This is a genomic window from Bradyrhizobium sp. 172 (assembly GCF_023101065.1).
Classification (GTDB): domain Bacteria; phylum Pseudomonadota; class Alphaproteobacteria; order Rhizobiales; family Xanthobacteraceae; genus Bradyrhizobium; species Bradyrhizobium canariense_D.
Window position 1 is genome coordinate 2,087,066 of the sequence record NZ_CP064701.1, and the last position, 19,184, is coordinate 2,106,249.

22 protein-coding genes are annotated in these 19,184 nt (G+C 64.3%); 7 read left to right on the forward strand and 15 right to left on the reverse strand.

The window, feature by feature from the left end:
* Nucleotide 1: 1 nt before the first annotated feature.
* The 3 genes from IVB07_RS09880 to IVB07_RS09890 form a co-directional block, all read right to left on the reverse strand.
* Nucleotides 2–1,702, reverse strand: coding sequence for a fatty acyl-AMP ligase (locus IVB07_RS09880; RefSeq protein WP_247337760.1), 1,701 nt, complete (start codon nucleotides 1,700–1,702; stop codon nucleotides 2–4).
* Nucleotides 1,703–1,726: 24 nt separating this feature from the next.
* Nucleotides 1,727–1,954: an acyl carrier protein gene (locus IVB07_RS09885; RefSeq protein WP_346659458.1), complete on the reverse strand. Its 228-nt coding sequence runs from the start codon at nucleotides 1,952–1,954 to the stop codon at nucleotides 1,727–1,729.
* A 251-nt stretch (nucleotides 1,955–2,205) separates the two neighbouring features.
* Nucleotides 2,206–3,012 carry a L,D-transpeptidase gene (locus tag IVB07_RS09890; protein ID WP_085349071.1) on the reverse strand — a complete coding sequence of 269 codons (807 nt, stop codon included), beginning with the start codon at nucleotides 3,010–3,012 and terminating at the stop codon, nucleotides 2,206–2,208.
* 305 nt (nucleotides 3,013–3,317) lie between these two features.
* Here IVB07_RS09890 and IVB07_RS09895 point away from each other — a divergent pair, with 305 nt between their 5' ends.
* Nucleotides 3,318–3,641, forward strand: coding sequence for a hypothetical protein (locus tag IVB07_RS09895; protein ID WP_085349135.1), 324 nt, complete (start codon nucleotides 3,318–3,320; stop codon nucleotides 3,639–3,641).
* 48 nt (nucleotides 3,642–3,689) lie between these two features.
* Here IVB07_RS09895 and IVB07_RS09900 read toward each other — a convergent pair whose 3' ends face one another.
* Both IVB07_RS09900 and IVB07_RS09905 read right to left on the reverse strand, forming a co-directional pair.
* Nucleotides 3,690–4,451 (reverse strand): ABC transporter permease, encoded by a 762-nt coding sequence (locus IVB07_RS09900; protein WP_247767628.1) that lies wholly within the window; start codon nucleotides 4,449–4,451, stop codon nucleotides 3,690–3,692.
* Nucleotides 4,448–5,371, reverse strand: a complete 924-nt coding sequence (locus tag IVB07_RS09905) for an ABC transporter ATP-binding protein (RefSeq protein WP_018454267.1) — start codon at nucleotides 5,369–5,371, stop codon at nucleotides 4,448–4,450. The genes IVB07_RS09900 and IVB07_RS09905 overlap by 4 nt, the downstream gene beginning before the upstream one ends.
* Before the next feature lie 280 nt (nucleotides 5,372–5,651).
* Between IVB07_RS09905 and IVB07_RS09910 the strand changes: the two genes are divergently transcribed.
* Nucleotides 5,652–6,365 carry a hypothetical protein gene (locus tag IVB07_RS09910; RefSeq protein ID WP_247361207.1) on the forward strand — a complete coding sequence of 238 codons (714 nt, stop codon included), beginning with the start codon at nucleotides 5,652–5,654 and terminating at the stop codon, nucleotides 6,363–6,365.
* A 413-nt stretch (nucleotides 6,366–6,778) separates the two neighbouring features.
* Nucleotides 6,779–7,768, forward strand: coding sequence for a putative zinc-binding metallopeptidase (locus IVB07_RS09915; RefSeq protein ID WP_204512061.1), 990 nt, complete (start codon nucleotides 6,779–6,781; stop codon nucleotides 7,766–7,768).
* Nucleotides 7,769–7,790: 22 nt separating this feature from the next.
* Here IVB07_RS09915 and IVB07_RS09920 read toward each other — a convergent pair whose 3' ends face one another.
* The gene (locus IVB07_RS09920; RefSeq protein ID WP_247294835.1) at nucleotides 7,791–8,642 is read right to left on the reverse strand and encodes an alpha/beta hydrolase; all 852 of its coding nucleotides are present in this window, start codon (nucleotides 8,640–8,642) and stop codon (nucleotides 7,791–7,793) included.
* Nucleotides 8,643–8,766: 124 nt separating this feature from the next.
* Here IVB07_RS09920 and IVB07_RS09925 point away from each other — a divergent pair, with 124 nt between their 5' ends.
* Together IVB07_RS09925 and IVB07_RS09930 are read left to right on the forward strand one after the other, a co-directional pair.
* On the forward strand, nucleotides 8,767–9,384 hold the full coding sequence (locus IVB07_RS09925; protein WP_247295147.1) for an ABATE domain-containing protein: 618 nt from the start codon (nucleotides 8,767–8,769) through the stop codon (nucleotides 9,382–9,384).
* A gap of 128 nt (nucleotides 9,385–9,512) precedes the next feature.
* Nucleotides 9,513–10,445, forward strand: a complete 933-nt coding sequence (locus IVB07_RS09930; RefSeq protein WP_247294832.1) for a LysM peptidoglycan-binding domain-containing protein — start codon at nucleotides 9,513–9,515, stop codon at nucleotides 10,443–10,445.
* Between the two features lie 336 nt (nucleotides 10,446–10,781).
* Here the strand turns inward: IVB07_RS09930 and IVB07_RS09935 are convergent, their stop codons facing one another.
* The 4 genes from IVB07_RS09935 to IVB07_RS09950 all read right to left on the reverse strand — a co-directional run bounded on the left by IVB07_RS09935 (nucleotide 10,782) and on the right by IVB07_RS09950 (nucleotide 13,211).
* Nucleotides 10,782–11,021 (reverse strand): hypothetical protein, encoded by a 240-nt coding sequence (locus tag IVB07_RS09935; RefSeq protein ID WP_018454273.1) that lies wholly within the window; start codon nucleotides 11,019–11,021, stop codon nucleotides 10,782–10,784.
* A gap of 26 nt (nucleotides 11,022–11,047) precedes the next feature.
* On the reverse strand, nucleotides 11,048–11,365 hold the full coding sequence (locus tag IVB07_RS09940; RefSeq protein ID WP_018454274.1) for a hypothetical protein: 318 nt from the start codon (nucleotides 11,363–11,365) through the stop codon (nucleotides 11,048–11,050).
* 117 nt (nucleotides 11,366–11,482) lie between these two features.
* A complete protein-coding gene (locus IVB07_RS09945) occupies nucleotides 11,483–11,938 on the reverse strand; it encodes an Hsp20 family protein (protein ID WP_247295145.1) in 456 nt (151 codons plus the stop codon).
* Between the two features lie 199 nt (nucleotides 11,939–12,137).
* Nucleotides 12,138–13,211 carry a tartrate dehydrogenase gene (locus IVB07_RS09950; protein ID WP_247294829.1) on the reverse strand — a complete coding sequence of 358 codons (1,074 nt, stop codon included), beginning with the start codon at nucleotides 13,209–13,211 and terminating at the stop codon, nucleotides 12,138–12,140.
* A gap of 133 nt (nucleotides 13,212–13,344) precedes the next feature.
* Here IVB07_RS09950 and IVB07_RS09955 point away from each other — a divergent pair, with 133 nt between their 5' ends.
* A complete protein-coding gene (locus IVB07_RS09955) occupies nucleotides 13,345–14,262 on the forward strand; it encodes a LysR family transcriptional regulator (protein ID WP_018454277.1) in 918 nt (305 codons plus the stop codon).
* A 37-nt stretch (nucleotides 14,263–14,299) separates the two neighbouring features.
* On the forward strand, nucleotides 14,300–15,124 hold the full coding sequence (locus tag IVB07_RS09960; protein ID WP_247294827.1) for an aspartate dehydrogenase: 825 nt from the start codon (nucleotides 14,300–14,302) through the stop codon (nucleotides 15,122–15,124).
* A 3-nt stretch (nucleotides 15,125–15,127) separates the two neighbouring features.
* On the opposite strand, the gene IVB07_RS09965 is transcribed toward IVB07_RS09960, so the two are convergent.
* From IVB07_RS09965 to IVB07_RS09985, 5 genes are all read right to left on the reverse strand, one after another.
* The gene (locus IVB07_RS09965) at nucleotides 15,128–16,432 is read right to left on the reverse strand and encodes a sorbosone dehydrogenase family protein (protein ID WP_018454279.1); all 1,305 of its coding nucleotides are present in this window, start codon (nucleotides 16,430–16,432) and stop codon (nucleotides 15,128–15,130) included.
* Nucleotides 16,433–16,574: 142 nt separating this feature from the next.
* Nucleotides 16,575–16,784: a hypothetical protein gene (locus tag IVB07_RS09970; protein WP_018454280.1), complete on the reverse strand. Its 210-nt coding sequence runs from the start codon at nucleotides 16,782–16,784 to the stop codon at nucleotides 16,575–16,577.
* 124 nt (nucleotides 16,785–16,908) lie between these two features.
* Nucleotides 16,909–17,535 carry an isoprenylcysteine carboxylmethyltransferase family protein gene (locus IVB07_RS09975; RefSeq protein WP_007600907.1) on the reverse strand — a complete coding sequence of 209 codons (627 nt, stop codon included), beginning with the start codon at nucleotides 17,533–17,535 and terminating at the stop codon, nucleotides 16,909–16,911.
* 30 nt (nucleotides 17,536–17,565) lie between these two features.
* The gene (locus tag IVB07_RS09980; protein WP_018454281.1) at nucleotides 17,566–18,597 is read right to left on the reverse strand and encodes an NAD-dependent epimerase/dehydratase family protein; all 1,032 of its coding nucleotides are present in this window, start codon (nucleotides 18,595–18,597) and stop codon (nucleotides 17,566–17,568) included.
* 29 nt (nucleotides 18,598–18,626) lie between these two features.
* Nucleotides 18,627–19,163 (reverse strand): Mpo1-like protein, encoded by a 537-nt coding sequence (locus tag IVB07_RS09985; RefSeq protein ID WP_018454282.1) that lies wholly within the window; start codon nucleotides 19,161–19,163, stop codon nucleotides 18,627–18,629.
* Nucleotides 19,164–19,184 lie beyond the last annotated feature (21 nt).

A 19,184-nucleotide genomic window follows, 5' to 3' on the forward strand; every position in this document is an offset into this window, starting at 1 on the left:
CTCAGCCGAGCTGTTCGAACCCGCCATCGAGCCAGAGCTTGCGTGCCAGCTTGCGCTGGATCTTGCCGCTGGTGGTCTTCGGCAGCGTGCCGGGCCGGATCAGCGCGATGTGACGCGCGGAGAGTTCGTGGTTGTCGGCGACGGCCTCGCGAATTCGGCCCTTGATCGCTTCGGTGTCGATCGAGTGGCGCGCGGTGCGCTCGATTTCCTGGACGATGACGAGCATTTCTTCGCCGGTCTCGTCCGGCACCGAGAACGCCGCGCCGCAGTTTTCGCGCAAAGCTCCATTGAGCGATTGCACCGTGCGCTCCACGTCCTGCGGATAATGGTTGATGCCACGGATGATGATGAGGTCCTTGATCCGTCCCGTGACGAACAATTCGCCTGTGACGTCGATGAAGCCGAGGTCGCCGGTGCGCAGCCACGCTCCGTCTTCGCCGGCAATCTGCGCATTGAGCCCCTCGCGCGTCGCCTCGTCGTTGCGCCAATAGGCGCGGGCAATATTGGCCCCACTCACCCATATCTCACCGACGCGGTCCGCGGGCAGCCGCGTGCGGTTGTCCGCGTCCACGATGGCGATCCGTTCGCCGGTGAGCGGGCGCCCGCAGCCGACGGCGACCTGTGTATCTTCGGCGTCGGAAGGCGCCTGCGCCGCATGCGCCTGCAGCGCCGTGCGGCTCACGCTGCGTGTGACATGACCGCCGCCACGGCGTCCGCCGGAAATCAGGAGCGTCGCTTCCGCCATTCCGTAGGCGGGATACATTGCGCGCGGATCGAAGCCGTGGGGCGCAAATGTCTGGATGAACCGCTCGATGGTTTCCGCATGCACCGGTTCTGCGCCGTTCAGTGCGATCCTGAGCGAGGACAGCTCGATGCCTTCCATCTGGTCGGCGCGATAGCGGCTGACGCAGAAATCGAAGCCGAAGTTCGGGCTGCATGCCACTTCCGCGCGATAACGCGCGATCGCGCGCAGCCAGCCGAGCGGCCGCTGCATGAACGCGTTCGGCGCCATCAGTACGCAGGTCGCGCCGACATAGAGCGCTTGCAGCGCGTTCAGGATCAGCCCCATGTCGTGATAGAGCGGCACCCAATTGACGTAAGTCGATTGCCGGCTGTTGCCGAGCGCGAGCCGGATCATCTCGAGATTGGCGAGCAGATTGGCGTGGCTCACCATTACGCCTTTGGGCGCGGACGTCGAGCCGGAGGTGTATTGCAGGAAGGCGATGTCGTCCGGCGCCGGCTCGGGTAGTTCGATTGTCTCACCTTCGGCCGCGGCGAGATCGACCTCGATCCAGCGAATGTGCTCATGCGCGAAGCGTGCCCGCAAATCACCGCGGAGCGCGACGGCCGAATTGGTCAGCGCCACCGCCGGCGTGCAATTGGCGAGGATCGCGGCGCTGGCATCGCGCGCTCCGTTTCGCCGCGGCATCATCATCGGCACGGCGATGATGCCGGCCATCAGACAGCCGAAGAACGCCACCATGAATTCGATGCCGGGCGGAAACACCAGGATGGCGCGATCGCCGGGACGCGCGGCCACGGTCAGTCGCGACGCGAGCGCGCCCGCGGCATCGTGCAGCTGTCGAAAGCTGAGGACAGCGTCCTCCGTCCCGCGATCGGAGACGAAGACATAGGCGCGGTCGTCGGCCTGCTCCGCCGCACGCCGGGCCAGCAATGCCACGAGCGAGCGGAAGGTTTCCATGGGTTGCGCCGACTTCAACCGCCCTCAGGCGGCGGGGCGGATTGCGCGCTTGTCGGCGAGAAACCGCGACAACGCCTCAACGGTCGGATGGTCGTAGAAGTCGTCCGTCGACAGCTCGAGGTCGAGCTTCTCCTCGAGTTCCATCATCAGGTAGACCAGCATCGCCGAATCGAGGCCGAGGCGGCTGAATTTCGTGCCGATATCGACGCGGTCGCTCGAAATTCGCAGGATATTTGCAGGGCGGTAACGCAGAAATCCGAAATCTGCTCGCGTGTCATGTCATGTCCCAGAAACAATGGGAACGACAATAGGGGCGACCCCCTGGTTGTCAATTTGGTCGGAACGCCGCTGCGTTGAAGGTTGTGGACTGTTGCTTCCTTGCGTCGGCCGGTGCCCAATCCGTGCACAAGGCTGGCGTTATTTCCTGCGGTCGATTGCGGCAAGCGCCCGTCGCGGCAGCGGCTTTCTGATTCGCTGGCGCGGCAACGCCGCGTCCAGATAGGTCAGTTCTGGTAGTAATAGCCACGCGGTTGGTAAACCTGCCGGGGCTGCGGCTGATAGTAGGTGCCCTGCTGGCCGTAGCCCTGATTGTAGTATTGCTGCGGCTGCGGCTGATAGACCTGTGCGTCATAGAGCGGGCGGCTGCCGCGCGGCGCGGGGTAGCGCGCGCCGGTGTCGCTGCCGTCGGCCGGATAGATGTAGTTGTCGTCTTGCGGCATGTAGCGGCGGGCAGGTGCGGCCTGAGGCGTCAGGTTCACGGGATCGCCTGATGTGGCGTACTGCTCTTCGGCGGGCTGCGGCGCGCGGGCCACTGCCGTGGGATTGCGGCCACGCGGATTGCGGGCGAGCGCCACCTGCGCCGAGCCGGTCAGCGTTACCGTGGTGTTGAGCACGCCCTGCTGCTGCACCAGCGCGTAGAGCGTGGTGGCATTCTGGCGCGACAGCCGCACGCAGCCATGCGAGGCGGGCGTGCCGAGCCGGCCGACCGAGTCGGTGCCGTGGATGGCGTGCCCGACCTTGGTGAAGAAGATCGCGTGCGGCATCGGCGCGTCGTCGAATTCCTTGGAATAGTGATCCTCTTCCATGCGGAAGGCGCGGAACGCGCCGTTCGGCGTCTCCCGCGAGGGGATGCCTGTCGACACCGGCCAGTGGTAGCGCGCGACGCCGTCGACGGCGACGGTCATCTGCTGATTGTCCTTGTCGACGGTGATGTCGACCTTGGCCTGCGCGGCGCCCGCGCTCAAAAGCATCAGGGAGGTGAAAGCAATAAAAAACGAACGCATCTGACTCGTGGCCTCCGGCCTGTTCATACTAGGCGCCGCGGCTCTCCGTCCCCCGGCGTGCATTATGCCTGCAATCGCGCTTTCGTTCCAGCGGCCTGCAAAGCAAACCTTATTGCCATCGTTAACGGGACGCCCGGCGTAAGCAAGGCCGCTTTGTGCCGCAAAGCGAGCGGCAGCGCTGACATTTTCGCGAGCGGGAGATGCGTTCACAACGCCGACAATTCATCACAATGGTGCAACCATCCGGGGCGCAACCATTTGGCCGCATCGGCGTTGACGATCGCTGCCTCGACCGGCCGCTTCCGCGGCCGGTTTTACCTTTGGGAATGAAGATGAACAAAGTCTGCGTCGCCGCCGCTTCTCGGCCGGCTGGTCTGCCTTTCCGTGTGCTCTTCGCTGGCGCCGCCGTTCTGGCCGCGCTGTCCTGCGTCCCCCAGCCTGGCCATGCCCAAGGCATCGTTCGGGGCGCCCAGGAAGGTTCTTACGAAGGCAACCGGATCGCCGGCCCCGTCGGCGGCGTGGTTGGGGGCGCGGTCGGCGCCGGTGTCGGCGGTGCCGTCGGCGCGGTCGAGGGGGTGTTCGGCATTCCCCATCGCGGCCACCGTCGGTGTCGCGGCTATTACGACGGATACAACCGCTTCCACTGCTATCGGTAGAGCTTGCGATTCCGGGGCGCGCGCGTGCCCCCCGGAATGACGGCCGGATCAGTTCTTCAACCGATATCCCGTGCGGAAAATCCACCAGATCACGACCAGGCAGATCACCAGGAACGCCGTTGTCATGCCGATGCTGACGGCCATGCTGACGTCCGCGATCTCGTAGAAGCTCCAGCGCAAGCCGGAGATCAGATAGACGACCGGATTGAGCAGCGCCACCGTGCGCCAGGCGGGCGGCAGCATGTCGATGGAATAGAAGCTGCCGCCGAGGAAGGTCAACGGCGTCACCACCAGCATCGGGATCATCTGCAGCTTTTCGAATCCGTCGGCCCAGATGCCGATGATGAAGCCGAACAGGCTGAACGTCACCGCCGTCAGCACAAGGAAGGCCAGCATCCAGACCGGATGATGGATGTGCAGCGGCACGAACAGGCCAGCCGTGGCGAGGATGATCAGGCCGAGGATGATCGATTTGGTCGCGGCCGCGCCGACATAGCCGAGCACGATCTCGAAATAGGAGATCGGCGCCGACAGGATCTCGTAGATCGTGCCGGTGAATTTCGGGAAGTAGATGCCGAACGAGGCGTTGGCGATGCTCTGCGTCAGCACCGAGAGCATGATCAGGCCCGGCACGATGAAGGTGCCGTAGCTGACGCCCTCGACCTGGCTGATGCGCGAGCCGATCGCGGCGCCGAACACCACGAAATACAGCGAGGTCGAGACCACCGGCGAGACGATGCTTTGCAGCAGCGTGCGCCAGGTGCGCGCCATTTCGAACAGGTAGATGGCGCGGACAGCGCGGTAGTTCATGACGCCCTCACGAGATCGACGAAGATGTCCTCGAGCGACGATTGCGTCGTGTCGAGATCGTTGAAGCGGATGCCGGCTGTACGGAGATCGCCGAGCAGGCTGGTGATGCCGGTGCGCTCGCCCTTGGTGTCGTAGTCGTAGACCAGCGTCGCGCCGCCGTCGCAGAGGTCGAGCTCGTAATGCCTGAGGCTCTCCGGCAGCGCATCGAGCTTGCCTTGCAGATGCAGCGTCAGCCGCTTCTTGCCGAGCTTCTGCATCAAGGTGGCCTTGTCCTCGATCAGCACGATCTCGCCCTTGTTGATGACGCCGATGCGGTCGGCCATCTCCTCGGCTTCCTCGATGTAATGCGTGGTCAGGATGATGGTGACGCCGGATTGCTGGAGCGTGCGCACCACCTCCCACATGCCCTTGCGCAGTTCGACGTCGACCCCGGCGGTCGGCTCGTCCAGGAACAGGATCTGCGGCTCGTGCGACAGCGCTTTGGCGATCATCACGCGACGCTTCATGCCGCCGGAGAGCGTGATGATCTTGCTGTCCTTCTTGTCCCACAGCGAGAGGTCTTTCAGCACCTTCTCGATATGATCGGGGTTCTTCGGCTTGCCGAACAGCCCGCGGGAGAAGCTCACGGTCGCCCACACGCTCTCGAAGGCATCGGTGTGCAATTCCTGCGGCACCAGCCCGATCAGCGAGCGCGCCTTGCGATAGGAGGTCTGGATGTTCTCGCCGCCGACGAGGACCTTGCCTTCGCTCGGATTGGCAATGCCGCAGATGATCGAGATCAGCGTGGTCTTGCCGGCGCCGTTGGGGCCGAGCAAGGCGAAGATTTCGCCGCGCGTGATGTCAAGATTGACGTTCTTGAGCGCCTTGAAGCCGGACCCATAGGTCTTCGACAAATTGGCGACGGAAATGATGGAGGACATGATGGCCGCAAGTCTGAGGGGCTAAGGCTGGGGAGGGGAGGCTGGAACCTACCGGGAGGGGCGGGTCAGCGGAGCCCTGACATAGGAAGGCCCTTGCGCGGCTGCAATTAGCGGGAGAAAAATGGCCTCGAAACAGCTCCTTCCGTGGCAGGTTTCGGGCAAGTGTTGCGCGATGGTCACGGCTTGATGCTAAGATCGTCGTTCACGCGGCTCTTTGTTGCGTCTGCGAGCAGGCCATGGCTACGATTCCGGCCGAAGCATATTCCCAGGGAAAAGATCGATGAGACCGAACGGCCGTCACACCGCTGGCGTCAGCCAGTTGTCCGCCCTCCGTGCCTGGGCGATGGGCCTGCTCCTGCTGTCAGCTGTTGCCATCAGCCCGACCACCGCCACGGCGGCGCCAAGCCAGGCTGCCGTCGCGACCACGCATGTCTACCTGCTCCGCGGCGTGCTCAACATCTTCTCGCTCGGGCTCGACACGATCGGCGCCCGGCTCCAGGCGCAGGGCATCCCGGTGACCGTGGCGAATTTCGTGTCCTGGTCCTCGCTCGCGGATGAGGCCGCGACCGCCTACAAGGCCGGCCGGCTCAAGACCATCGTACTGGTCGGGCACTCCTCCGGCGCGACTGCGCTGCCAGACATGATCGCCAAGCTCAACCGTCTCGGCGTGCCCGTGAAACTCGCGATCGGGCTCGACTCCGTGTTCAAGACCAAGCTGTCGACCGGCGCGGAGCGCTACATCAACATCTATATCGGCGACGGCCCCGGCGAGCCGGTGAAGCGCGCGGACGGTTTTCGCGGCAAGCTCGACAATGTCGACGTCCGCGGCTCCGGCGTCGGCCACATCTCGATCGACAAGAACGAAGCGATCCAGCGCCGCGTGATTGCCGAGATCGACGCCGCAATCATGCGATCGCGCGCACCGGCTCCGGTTGCCGAACCCGGCGCGCCCAGGTCGGCGCGCTCGGCGGCGGCAACGGCTCCCCGGAATTAAGCCGTTCGCCGCAAGCAGGTGAATTGACAATGCCGCCGTCACGCCGACGGCGGCATTGTCGTATCTGCACAAGCCAAGCTCGATCACCCGCCGGTCGAGGAAGGGAACTCGGCGTACGATCTGGTGTTGTTACAGCATGACAAGCGGACGAAACGTCGGCCCCATGGCGGTTCAGCCCGAGCGGACGTGGGCCGGTCGGCCTGTTTCCGAAAATGTCCTTGAGAAAAAGCCGCAGCCTCAATCGAGCCAGTTGAGCGCGACGCGAGCCGGCTTGTTAAGACAGCACGCGCTGCGGACGCAGCGTGCGTTGCTCGCCGGCAACAGCGACGGTCGCAAGAGTTCCTCGAAGTGCAAGAGTTCCTCGAATTGACAGGCCGGCCTTCCGGTGTGCCGTCTGTCTGGGGCCAGTCCACGTGAAGATCTTTCAGTGCCCGTCATGCCGCCATCCTGTCTCGTTCGAGCACATCGCGTGCGCGAATTGCAGCACTGAGCTGGCGTTCGACTCCTCGCGCATCGAGATGACTAGGCTTGCATCCCATCAATCTTGCCGTAACCGCGAGATCATCGGCTGCAACTGGTGTGTCGAGGGCGCGGACTGGTATTGCGGCTCGTGCCGCCTCACGCGCACAATTCCAAACCTCGGCAGCACCAGAAACATCATGCTCTGGCGCCTTATGGAGGAAGCCAAGCGCCGTCTTCTCTATGATCTCAGTCGCCTCAAGCTTCCGCTCGCATCGCGCAACGGCGCAGAATTGGCTTTCGACATTCTTTCGGACGAGGTCGGTCCGATCGTGACGGGGCATCTCTCGGGCCTGATCACGCTCAACCTTGCGGAGGCCGACGATGTCGAACGAGAATCTCGCCGCGTGGCGTTCCGGGAGCCGTACCGCACGCTGCTCGGGCATTTCCGGCACGAGATCGGTCACTTCTATTGGGACCTGCTCGTCGACGGCACGACATTCCAGGCCCCGTTCAAGCTGATCTTCGGTGACCAGGCGCAGGACTATCAGGCCGCGATCAACTCCTATTACAGCCGCGCCGATCGTTCATACGACCGAAGCGGCTTCATCAGCGAGTACGCCACGTCCCACCCCTGGGAGGATTGGGCGGAAACGTTCGCGCATTTCCTGCATATCGTGTCGACGCTCGACTCGCTCGCAGGTTTGCCGTTGGCGCTGGACGAGCGCGCCCGGCAGACCCTGACGGATCCCTATCTCGAGAGCGACTTCGAGGCACTCCTGGCACTGTGGATGCCGCTTGCTCGCAGCATCAACGAACTCAACCGCTCGCTCGGGATGAGCGATGCATATCCCTTCGACATATCGCCGGCGGTCAAAGGCAAGCTGCATCTCGTCCATATGGCGATCAGCGCATTCCGCGCTCAGCAGAGCCTGGCGGCGTAACTTTCGCGGAGGACAGCCCCCGTTACGTCAGGAAGGTACGAATGCTGTCCGCGATTTCCTTCGCGTGCGTCTCCAGCGCGAAATGACCGGTGTCAAAGAACTGCACCACGGCGTTCGGATTATCGCGCTTGAACGCTTCGGCGCCGGGCGGAATAAAGAATGGGTCGTTCTTGCCCCAGACCGCGAGGAACGGCGGCGTGTGCTTGCAGAAATAGTCCTGGAAGGCCGGATAGAGCGCGACGTTGCTCTTGTAGTCGCCGAACAGGTCGAGCTGCACGTCGTCCGAGCCCGGGCGCGCAAGGTAGAAATTGTCGAGGTTCTGGCCGTCCGGTGACACGGTCATCGGATCGGGGACGCCATGCGTGTACTGCCAGCGCGTCGCTTCCGGCGTGAGGAGCGCGCGTAGCGCGTCGCGATTGGCCGGCGACGGATCCTGCCAATAGGTCTTGAGCGGAGTCCAGTCGTCGCTGAGCCCTTCCTCGTAGGCGTTGCCGTTCTGTGAGATGATTGCCGTGATCCGCTCGGGGTGACTGAGCGCAAGCCGGAAACCAGTCGGCGCGCCGTAATCGAAAACGTAGACCGCGAAACGGTCGAAGCCGATCATTTCGGTGAAGCGTTCGATCACGCGCGCGAAATTGTCGAACGTGTAACGGAAGCTTTCGCGCGAAGGCATGTCGGATTGGCCGAAGCCGGGAAGGTCGGGCGCCACGATATGAAACCTGTCCGCCAGCAGCGGAATGAGGTCACGAAACATGTGGCCTGCGCTGGGGAAGCCGTGCAGCAGCAGGAGTTTTGGCGCTCCGACACGACCGGCCTCGCGATAGAACACCTTGAAGCCCTCGACATCCGCGGTGCGGTACGCGATTGCGGCCATGACATTCTCCATCTTAGTAACCACTAAATTGCCTACTAAGAGGTTACGTCTCCTTACCGTAACTTGTCAACGCCGTTCTATCAGGTTATCTGAGTCCATGCTCCCGACCGGCCAAGGACCGCTCATGGACCGCCCGCCCGCCATGTTCATCGCCGACTCTCTCGGCCTCGACTTCCTCAACTCGGTGGCGACGCCGCTCGATACGCCGGTCGACTGGATCGATGATGGTCATGGCCTGATCGACTGGCTGGCGCAGGCGAAGCTGGTGCCCGCGGATGATCTGCACGCGCTGACGGCGCGCGCCACGCCGGACGAGCTGGACAAGGTTGCGGATCAGGCGCGCGCCTTGCGCGAATGGTTCAGGGGCTTCGTGCGCAAGCATGCAGGCCGACCGCTCACGACGGATGCATTGCGCGAACTCGATCCGTTGAACAGCCTGCTGGAGCGCGACGAAGCGTTCAGCCGGATCGAGCCGGGCCATGCCGATGGCGGCGCTCTGGCATTGCGAATGAGGCGGCGCTGGCGATCGCCGGAGGCGCTATTGCTGCCGGTTGGCGAGGCCATGGCGAAGTTCGTTTGCGACGAGGATTTTTCGAACGTCAAGGCGTGCGAGGGGCACAACTGCACCATGCTGTTCGCTGACCACACGCGCAGACGCGCGCGACGATGGTGCATCATGGCGGTCTGCGGCAACCGCGCGAAACAGGCCGCACACCGCAGCAGGCTCAAGAGCATGCAGTGATTGGGGGGCGAGATGCTGGAATGAGCGCGGATCGAGCCCCGGTTCCGTGCCCCAAATTCCGCCCAATCGACCGTCACTAAGCGCCTTTGGGGGAGGCTGCAGCCTCCCGGAGTGGGACTGCTGGACTGATGATCGATTTGAGGCGACTTCTCGCGCTGGCAGCCGTTGCGCTGCTCGCCTTGAGCACCGGGACGACCGCTGCCTCACCTGCCAAGACGAAGCCCGCCGCGGCCGCACCCGCCGCGCCGCCGCCCCCACCGTTCGAGCCATTGCCGCCGCCGAAGATCTACCTGTTCCGTGGCGCCATGGGGCCGTTCTTCTCCACCGGCATGGACCGGCTCGAAGAGAAGCTGACGCAGGCCGGCTTTTCGGCCAACGTCTATGAATTCACCATCTGCCGATGGATCGGCGATCGTGCGATCTCCAGCTACAAGGAAGCGCCGGCGCCGATCGTGCTGATGGGGCATTCGATGGGCGGGCTTTGCTCGATCGTCATCTCCGAGATGGCGGCCAAGGAGAACATCCCGATCAGCCTCGTCATCACCATCGATCCCGCGCATGCGACCGGCGACGTGCCGCTCAATGTCGAGCGCTTCATCAACATCTATCTCTCCGACAGCGTGCTTGGCGGCGGCAACGTGGTCGCGGTGCCGGGCTATCGCGGTCACTATGCGAGCTATGACCTGAAGGAGAACGCGCGGGTCAGCCACATCAACATCGAGAAGTCCGACGACATCCACCGTCAGATCGTCGACATGGTCACGCAGTTGCCGCGCATTCCGCCCCAGACGCAGGTGGATGCCGTGCCGCTGCGTTATCTCGTGCCGGCGAATACGCTCGTCGAATTGTGGGACAGTGGCGTGCGGCTACCGGTGCGCCGCGGCGACACCATGGAGAGCATCGCGGCAGCCAATCGCGTGCCGCTGTGGTCGCTGGCGCAGAGCAACTCGCTGCCGGAGAACGCGACGCTCACCCCCGGCCAGTCCATCATCGTTCCACGCCACCTGACGCCGCCGGAGCCGACAGCCGCTATGGCGAACCCGCCGCCGGGACGGCGGTAAGCAGTCAGCAACGGAGATGGTCGGGATGGGCTGATGCAGGCACCATCCCTCGCGGCACCTGTCATTCACGCATCTTGTGCCGCGGCAGCCATCTTGATGCGGGTGTCGCCAAGGAGGAGCGAGCCGTGGCGGAAGCCCGGCCCGCCGGGCGATAGGGCGCGGCGAGAAGCATCATAAACAAGGCCCTGTCAGCCGCATATTTGGCAGCGGGTCGGCCATTTTCGAAGCCGTGCATGACCAGGCGTCCTTCCGTCGTGCAGACACGCCATCGCCATGTCCTTCGACCGCACTTCTTCAGGAACACTTCGAATGTCGGGAGGTGTTCGGGCATGTCGATCACCCGTGCCGGCTTGCCGTCAGGCGCGTGGTGGCGTTCCCCATCGCCCGGCTCGGAGCCTGAAAGGTGAGCGGAAAGGCGGAGACGGCGAGCTTCTCGATCGCCGAGCGCTCCTCGGACACACGTCTCTCGATGAACCGCCGTTCGAACTCGGTCAGCTCGGTCTTGAGCAACCGCTGATAGCGGCTGATGTTGCTGCGGTGGCCGCGCAACAAGGCCAGCTCTTCATCAAGCATCATCGCAATCCCCGTTGAGCTGTCGTTGCCTAGGCTGCGAGGCCGGTTCGTTCGACGGATCGCGTGCGGACCGGCTTGCCGCCCGGAGGGCCCTTCGGATGGTGGTCGAGGCTCGCGAGCGCTTCCAGAATTTCGTCGATGGTGACGGCTTTGTCCGAGCCGGGCAGCTCCCGCAATGTCGGGCTCGAGGCGACACTGGCTGCGTCCGAAGCCCAGGACGCTAGGATCGCGCGCTTCTCGCCGATCGACAAAGTTGGATCGGCTATGACGTCGCGGGGATGATCATAGACGGAGCCAGGGTGCAATATCGCGTTCAGATCGATGATGTTGTCGGCATGATCGAGCATGAGAGGTCCTCCTCCTTTCTCTAAAACCTCTGACTTGCATTCGGGTACGCGATCGAAGGCCATGGCCCATCCCGCCCGACGATCGGGCGGGATCACCGGGCCTCCGACAGACCGAATTCAGGCGGCTTTGCCCTCGAGTTGATGCACGTTGCCGGACGGCGCGGCATTGATCGCAATCCGCCGCGGCTTCATGGCTTCAGGGATTTCCCGGACCAGTTCGATCTTGAGCAGGCCGTTTTCGAACGAGGCGCTGTGCACCTGAACATATTCGGCCAGGTTAAACTGCCGCTTGAACGGCCGCGCGGAAATGCCCCGGTAGAGATACTCGCGTTCAGTTCTGTCCGGCTTGTTTCCCTCGACGGTCACCGCGTTCTGCTCGGCCGTCACCGCGACCTCGTTGGGTGAGAAGCCCGCAATCGCAAGCGAAATCTGGTAGCGATCCTCGCCGAGACGTTCGATGTTGTAGGGAGGATAGTTGTCCTCGCCGGCACGCTGTGCCGTTTCAACGAGGTCGAAAAGGCGGTCGAAACCAACGGTCGAACGCCACAAGGGAGAGAAGTCGTAAGCGCGCATAGCCAGATCCTCCAAGGAGCAAAATGGATACGAACGACACCGGACACGACCGGTGCCCGTCTCAGCTTCCCGACCCACCAGGCGTCGGGAACGCCACCTCTCGGCGGCAGCGGAAAAATAAAAAAAGCCCGTTTTGGTTTCAAGAGGGGGGCTCAAAATTTTTCGGAAACCCTGGCGCCTCCCGCTGACGTAGCTCGGATTACACGTTCGATCCGTGGATCGCTTCGATCACGGCATCGGTCACGTCCTTCGTCCTCGCCTTGCCGCCGACATCGGGCGTCAGCACGCCGGCCGCGCAGACGCGCTCCACCGCGGCCATCAACCGCACCGCCGCGTCCTTCTCGCCCAGATGCTCCAGCATCTGTGCGCCGGTCCAGAACGTCGCGACCGGATTGGCGATGCCCTTGCCGGTGATGTCGAAGGCCGAGCCGTGGATCGGCTCGAACATCGAGGGGAAGCGGCGCTGCGGGTCGATATTGGCGGTTGGCGCGACGCCGAGGCTGCCCGCCAGCGCCCCGGCGAGGTCGGAGAGGACGTCGGCGTGCAAATTGGTCGCGACAATGGTGTCGAGGCTCTTCGGATGCAGCGTCATGCGCACCGTCATGGCGTCGACCAGCATCTTGTCCCAGGTCACATCGGGGAATTCGGCCGCGACTTCGGCTGCGATCTCGTCCCACATCACCATGCCATGGCGCTGCGCGTTCGACTTGGTCACCACGGTCAGGAACTTGCGCGGGCGCGACCGCGCCAGCTCGAATGCATAGCGCATGATCCGCGTCACGCCGACGCGGGTGAACACCGCGACCTCGGTGCCGACCTCTTCGGGGAGACCCCTGTGGGCGCGGCCGCCCATGCCGGCATATTCGCCCTCGGAATTCTCGCGCACGATCACCCAGTCGAGGTCGCCGACGCCGACATTGCGCAGCGGCGAGGCGACGCCCGGCAAGATCTTGGTCGGCCGCACATTGGCGTATTGGTCAAAGCCCTGGCAGATCGGCAGCCGCAGGCCCCACAGCGTGATGTGATCGGGCACGTCGGGCGCACCGACCGCGCCGAAATAGATCGCATCGAATTTCTTGAGCTCCGCGAGACCGTCGGCCGGCATCATCACGCCGTGCTTCTTGTAATAGTCCGAACCCCAGTCGAAGGTCTTGATGTTGAAGGCGAGGTCACCGCTGCGGTTGGCCAGCGCCTCCAGCACGCGGACGCCGGCGGAGATGACCTCGGGGCCGATGCCGTCCGCGGGGATCGCTGCAATCGAATGGGTGCGCATGAAGGGCTCCGTCCAGATGTCGGTGGGGTTGCGTGACACGAGCGAACCTAGGCGGGGAGGGGCAGGGACTCAATCGGCGCTGGTTTATACAAAAAAATGATATAATCCCGTCACGGGATCAGAGGACAGCGAGATGGAATTGCATCAGTTGCGATGCTTCGTGGCGGCGGCCGAGCAGCTGCATTTCGGCCGCGCAGCGCAGCATCTCCAGATGCTGCCCTCCGCACTCGGCCGCCAGATCAGGCTGCTGGAGCAGGATCTGGGCACGCGGCTGTTCGCGCGGACGACGCGTGCGGTGTCGCTGACGGAAGATGGCGTGACGCTGCTGCGTGATGCCCGTGCCATCCTCGCCCGCGTCGAGGCGGTCGAGACCAACCTGCGCAATCGCGCGCGCGCGGGGGCTGCTCGAAAACTCCGGGTCGGCGCCATCGACAGTGCCGCGGCGGGGCTGTTACCGGCGCTGCTGCGCGATTTTCGCGCAAAGCATCCCGATATCGCAGTGCAGCTCCTGGAAGAGAAGACCGTCCGGCTGCTGCCAAAGATCCTGACCGGCGCGCTCGATCTTGCCTTCGTGCGTCCACCGGCTCAGCGGGACAAGCGGCTCGAATTCCGCGATCTGCTGCAGGAAACAGCCATCGTGGCCTTCCCGCAGCGCCACGCGCTGGCCAAACGCAAGTCGATCACGCCGGCGGAGATCGCCGAGGAGGCGATGCTGGTGCCGGATCGTCGCTCGCGGCCGCACAGCCACGACCTCACGATAAGACTATTCGAGCAGGCAGGCCTCACGCCGCGCGTCGTGCAGGTCGCCGACGAGAAGCAGACCATCATCAATCTCGTCGCAACCAGGCTCGGGGTCGCGATCGTGCCGCGCTGGACCATGCGGATGGCGGTGTCAGGCGTGCGCTTCGTGCCGCTGCGGCCAAAGCAGATCGGGCCCGTCGGCCGGCTGCCGCTCGCTGCCGCATGGCTGCGCGGCTCGCGCGACCCCGCCCGCGACGCAATGCTCTCCGTGCTCGAGACGCGCCTGCGCAGCTATGCGCGCGACGCCTGAGGCGCTATGACATCGACTTGGCGAGAGGGGTGATGCGATGGCTGAACGGACAGCTTCGAACGAATTGCGGGTTGCCGTCGCGGGGCTCGGCTCGATCGGCACCAAGATCGCCGCCGCGCTCGATCAGGGCATCGAGGGATTGACGCTCTCCGCCGTGGCGGTGCGCGATCCTGCAAAGCATCAGAAATTGCTCGGCAGCCTGCGTCGTCCGCCATCCCTACTGCCGCTCGACCAGCTCGGCGACGCCGCCGATATCGTGGTGGAGTGCGCGCCGAGCAGCCAACTCCGCGCGATCGTCGAGCCCGCGGTGAAACGCGGCAGGGCCGCGGTCGTTGTCAGCGTCGGTGGGCTGCTCGACAATTTTGATCTCGTCGATCTCGCCCGGGCCAATGGCGGCCGCATCCTCGTGCCGACCGGCGCGCTGATCGGGCTCGACGCCGTCAACGCCGCCGCGATCGGCACAATTCACTCGGTGAAGATGGTGACGCGCAAGCCGATCGACGGCTTGAAGGGCGCGCCGTTCATCGTCCAGAACAACATCGATATCGACAATCTGCGCGAGCCGCTCAAGCTGTTCGAGGGGACCGCGCGAGAGGCAGCGAAAGGCTTTCCGGCCAATCTCAACGTCGCGGTCGCGCTGTCGCTCGCGGGCGTCGGGCCGGATCGCACCCAGGTGCAAATCTGGGCCGACCCGACCGTGACGCGCAATGTTCATCGCATCGAGGTCGAGTCGGATTCCGCGCGCTTCTCGATGTCAATCGAGAACGTCCCCTCCGAGAATCCCAAGACCGGGTTGATCACGGCACTGTCGGTGATCGCGCTGCTCCGCAAGCAGCGCACCACGCTTAGCGTTGGAACATAACCTTCAAGCGCCCGTCACGCGCCAGATCACGTTGCCGACGTCGTCGGCCATCAGCAGCGATTTCTTGTCGGGACCGATCACGACGCCGACCGGACGGCCGTAGGATTCTTTCTCGTCCGGCGCGAGGAAGCCGGACAGGATGTCGCGTGCTGGACCCGAAGGCTTTCCGTTCTCGAACGGGATGAACACCAGCTTGTAGCCGGACAGCGTGCTGCGATTCCACGAGCCGTGCTGGCCGATCGCCATGCCGTCGGGGAAGCCCGGCAGCGTGCCCGCGGGCATCCAGCACAGGCCGAGCGAGGCGGTGTGGCCGCCGAGCGCGTAGTCAGGCGTGAGTGCCTTGGCGACCATCGCCGGATCCTGCGGCACGCGGTCATCCACCGTCTTGCCCCAGTAGCAATAGGGCCAGCCGTAGAAACCGCCGTCGCGCACCGAGGTCAGATAGTCCGGCGGCGTTTCGTCGCCGAGGCCGTCGCGCTCGTTGACGACGGTCCAGAGCACACCGGTCGTCGGCTCCCAGGCGAGACCAACCGGGTTGCGCAGGCCGGCGGCGAAGATGCGGTGCGTACCGGCGACGAGGTCGAGCTCGTAGACCGCGGCGCGGCCTTCCTCGACCTCCATGCCCATCTCGCCGATGTTGCTGAGCGAGCCGACGCCGGCATAGAGTTTCTTGCCGTCGGGGCTTGCGAGCAGGCTGCGGGTCCAGTGGCCGCTCGGCTTGAAAGTGGTGAGGCGCTTGCCCGGCGCGGTGATGCGATCGGCATTCGCCACGTACGGGAAGGCCATCACGCCGTCGGTGTTGCCGACATAGAAGGTGTCGCCGACCAGCGCCATGCCGAACGGCTGGCTGAGGTTTTCCATGAACGCGCCGCGATACTCCGCGACGCCGTCGCCATCCTTGTCGCGCAGCAGCGTGATGCGGTTGGCGCTGACGCCGAGCGCGGCGGCGCGCCGCATCGTCGCTTGCATTGCGTAGTGAAACACGGACCGCGGCGCCCCCGCGATCTGCGTCGCCTCCGCGATCAGCACGTCGCCATTGGGCAGCACCTCGATCCAGCGCGGATGGTCGAGGCCGGTCGCGAACGCATTGACCTTGAGCCCGGGTGCGACCGTCGGCTTCTGTCCTTCGCTCCAGCCCCGCGCCGTCGGCATCTTCAGTGTCGGAATGGCGCCTTGCGGTTTTGCTTCGGGAATCGCGGGCGACTGGCCCCAGGCCGGCGCAGGCACGGTGCCTGACAGCTTCCGCCATTGCAGCGCGATGCCGCCGAGAAGCGCAACGAACTGCGCAAAGATGCTGGAAAACGTCATGAGAAGCCCCTGTTTGCGGGCGCATCCAACGGGCTGGCGGGGCAGACGTCAACCTGTGCGATGGGCCGCGGGGCTCTATTCCCGTGGAATGGCAGCCGTTCGAATTTGCATGGGACGAATGCCGGCAAGCGGGGCCCGGAGATCAGTGGCCGATCTGCCGCTCTGCCCGGCGCGCCGCGCGAAAATCATCCAGATGATGGATGTTCGGCGCGAGCGCGGCCTCCCTGGACAGGAGATGATAGACACGCGCCACGGTGCGCTGCTTCTGCTTCGGCCGCCCCGGCGGCAGCGCCCGCGCCTTGCGGACGGCGGCGATCGCGTGCTCGCGAAAATAATCGTAGGCGTCGGACATGGCTCGATGCTCTGCGGTCAGTGGCAGGTATCGAGAGGCTAACGGGCTGGAGGGAAGGCAGTTCCTCTCGCTGTCGTCCGGCGAAGGCCGGGACGACAGCGAATGTGGGGCGCGTCCGCCGCTCTCAGCGCGGCGACAGGAACGGGATGATCATCGGCACGCGGCGGCAATAGGCGCCGTAGGCGTCTTCGCCGAGCTCCTTGGACAGGAACACTTCTTCCATCCGGCCCTTCTGCCACATGCCGAGCGAGATCAGGATCGCGCCGAGCATCGCGGTCACCGTGCCGACCGCGATGCCCGTCACCAGCATGCCGAGGATCAGGCCGGTGTAGATCGGATGGCGTACGATGCCGTACGGGCCGGTGTCGATGACGCGGTGGTCTTGCTTGTGGGTGATGGTGTTGGACCAGAATTGTCCGAGATGCAGCCGTCCCCACCAGGTGAAGGAGATCCCGGCCAGCACGATCAGCGCCACCACGTAGACAGCTGTATTGCTGAACACCCAGAGCGGCTTCTCGCCGAGCACTTCCGCGGTCCATGGCGTGAACAGGATGCCGCCGACCAGGATCGGGATGCGATAGCGGCCGGACTCCAGCGTCATTACCTGCTTCTGGGTGCGGCCCTGCCAGAACGAGGCGCCGACCCAGCTTGCGAGCCAGGCGAGCCAGATCAGGGCGAGCAGTTGCGTCGGCCAAGTCGTGGTCCAACCACCCCAGGCGACAGAGAGAAGCTTGCTGAAATCGAAGGACATGCGGAAAGGTTCTTTGGGTTGGGCGGCAGCTCAGCTGGCGCGCGAGGAGAGCGCGTGATGCTCGATGGCGCCGGAGGCAAGCGCGCCGCCGCGGGCGAGAAGATGGGTGATGGTTTCGCGCAGGACCGGCTCGATCGGGCGCGGCGCGTAGCCGAGTTCGGTGCGCGCCTTGCTGATCGAGAGGTCGCTCGCGGCGAGCGCAATGCGCACGCCCTCGGCGGTGCCGTTGGGCGGCCTGCGCGTGATGCGGTCAGAGAGATATTCAAGCATGATGCCGGACAGCTCGGCCATCTTGCCGGGAACGACGACCGGGAATTGCCGGCGGCCGCTCATCGCGGACATCATCCGCAGAATCTGGCCGAGCCTGACGCAGTCGCCGCCGAGGATGTAGCGCTGGCCGTTACGCCCGCGTTCCATGGTCAGCACGAGGCCCATGGCAACGTCGCGAACGTCGACGAGATTGACCGGGAAGTCGAGATGCGGCTGCACTTTCTTCTGCAGGAAGTACCACAGCATCGCAGTCGGCGGCGTCAGATTGTGGTCGGCAGCACCGATCGGCATGGTCGGGGTGCCGATCACCAGCGGAAAACCTTCAGCTGCGGCCTTCGCGGCGCAATGCTCGGCCAGCGATTTCGACCGCGTGTAGGCGCCCGGCATCGCATCGGCCGGCTGCAGCGCCTCTTCGGCGGGAACACCGTTGAGGTCGGAATAGGGGAATAGGATCGATTCCGTCGAGCAGTGCAGAAAGCGCGAGACCCCGCGCTTCATCGCGGCCGCGAGCACGATCTCGGTGCCGCGGCAATTGACGTCGTGAAAGGCCTGCTTGTCGGCGACCCACATGCCGGGCAGGCCCGCGAGGTGATAGACCTGATCGACCCCAGCAATCGCGGCATCGACCGCGGCACCGTCGAGCACCGAGCCTTGGGCATATTCAACGTCGGCATACGGCGCGGCAGGCGCACGGACGTCGAGAACACGCACCCGCTGCCCACGGGCGCGGAGCGCTTCTACAAGATGATGTCCGATGAAGCCGCTGCCACCGGTAACCAGTACGAGAGCCATGCAGTAGGTTTGCTGTTTCGCGTCTAGAACTATCGGGTTGAAAGGGAATTGGTCGGAGCAGGCGCCAGAATCGCGGCAAGGTCGCGACGGAAGCCCAATGCAATGAATAATTTTGCCATGACAAACATCGGTCCAAGCAGAAAATGCGTGGGGTGGTCGACCATCGACGGCTGCCGCTCCTCGAAAACCTTGTGACCGACGATTTGCGACGCGACGCCGAGCCCGATCAGCACCACAAAAATCGACCACATCATGACGATCGAGACCTGATTGCCAATCGCGGTTGCGACCGAAAGCAGCACGATCATCGAGGCGAGGATGCCGAGCCCGATCCCGGCGTCCAGCATCAGCCAGTAGGCCAGCACCGGCAGGGCAAGAACCATGGCCAGGCTGACCTCGATCCCGAACACCGGGAAATGGACCAGCGTCAGCGGCAGCACGGCGCCGGTGAAGAGCAGGAGGATGCCGACCACGTGCATCGCGCAGTTCCAGGGATCGCGATGATATTCGACGTAGTCGGCCAGCTGACGTTGAAAATAACTGGCCATCTCGGTCTCGTGCAGCATGGGGTCGGGCAGGGCGAAAAA

Bases quoted from the DNA above. Each gene is read 5' to 3' on its own strand.
- IVB07_RS09880 (WP_247337760.1), bottom strand. From the start codon at position 1,702: ATGGAAACCTTCCGCTCGCTCGTGGCATTGCTGGCCCGGCGTGCGGCG.
- IVB07_RS09890 (WP_085349071.1), bottom strand. From the start codon at position 3,012: ATGAACAGGCCGGAGGCCACGAGTCAGATGCGTTCGTTTTTTATTGCT.
- IVB07_RS09895 (WP_085349135.1), top strand. From the start codon at position 3,318: ATGAACAAAGTCTGCGTCGCCGCCGCTTCTCGGCCGGCTGGTCTGCCT.
- IVB07_RS09900 (WP_247767628.1), bottom strand. From the start codon at position 4,451: ATGAACTACCGCGCTGTCCGCGCCATCTACCTGTTCGAAATGGCGCGC.
- IVB07_RS09905 (WP_018454267.1), bottom strand. From the start codon at position 5,371: ATGTCCTCCATCATTTCCGTCGCCAATTTGTCGAAGACCTATGGGTCC.
- IVB07_RS09910 (WP_247361207.1), top strand. From the start codon at position 5,652: ATGAGACCGAACGGCCGTCACACCGCTGGCGTCAGCCAGTTGTCCGCC.
- IVB07_RS09920 (WP_247294835.1), bottom strand. From the start codon at position 8,642: ATGGCCGCAATCGCGTACCGCACCGCGGATGTCGAGGGCTTCAAGGTG.
- IVB07_RS09925 (WP_247295147.1), top strand. From the start codon at position 8,767: ATGGACCGCCCGCCCGCCATGTTCATCGCCGACTCTCTCGGCCTCGAC.
- IVB07_RS09930 (WP_247294832.1), top strand. From the start codon at position 9,513: ATGATCGATTTGAGGCGACTTCTCGCGCTGGCAGCCGTTGCGCTGCTC.
- IVB07_RS09935 (WP_018454273.1), bottom strand. From the start codon at position 11,021: ATGATGCTTGATGAAGAGCTGGCCTTGTTGCGCGGCCACCGCAGCAAC.
- IVB07_RS09940 (WP_018454274.1), bottom strand. From the start codon at position 11,365: ATGCTCGATCATGCCGACAACATCATCGATCTGAACGCGATATTGCAC.
- IVB07_RS09945 (WP_247295145.1), bottom strand. From the start codon at position 11,938: ATGCGCGCTTACGACTTCTCTCCCTTGTGGCGTTCGACCGTTGGTTTC.
- IVB07_RS09950 (WP_247294829.1), bottom strand. From the start codon at position 13,211: ATGCGCACCCATTCGATTGCAGCGATCCCCGCGGACGGCATCGGCCCC.
- IVB07_RS09955 (WP_018454277.1), top strand. From the start codon at position 13,345: ATGGAATTGCATCAGTTGCGATGCTTCGTGGCGGCGGCCGAGCAGCTG.
- IVB07_RS09960 (WP_247294827.1), top strand. From the start codon at position 14,300: ATGGCTGAACGGACAGCTTCGAACGAATTGCGGGTTGCCGTCGCGGGG.
- IVB07_RS09965 (WP_018454279.1), bottom strand. From the start codon at position 16,432: ATGACGTTTTCCAGCATCTTTGCGCAGTTCGTTGCGCTTCTCGGCGGC.
- IVB07_RS09970 (WP_018454280.1), bottom strand. From the start codon at position 16,784: ATGTCCGACGCCTACGATTATTTTCGCGAGCACGCGATCGCCGCCGTC.
- IVB07_RS09975 (WP_007600907.1), bottom strand. From the start codon at position 17,535: ATGTCCTTCGATTTCAGCAAGCTTCTCTCTGTCGCCTGGGGTGGTTGG.
- IVB07_RS09980 (WP_018454281.1), bottom strand. From the start codon at position 18,597: ATGGCTCTCGTACTGGTTACCGGTGGCAGCGGCTTCATCGGACATCAT.
- IVB07_RS09985 (WP_018454282.1), bottom strand. From the start codon at position 19,163: ATGCTGCACGAGACCGAGATGGCCAGTTATTTTCAACGTCAGCTGGCC.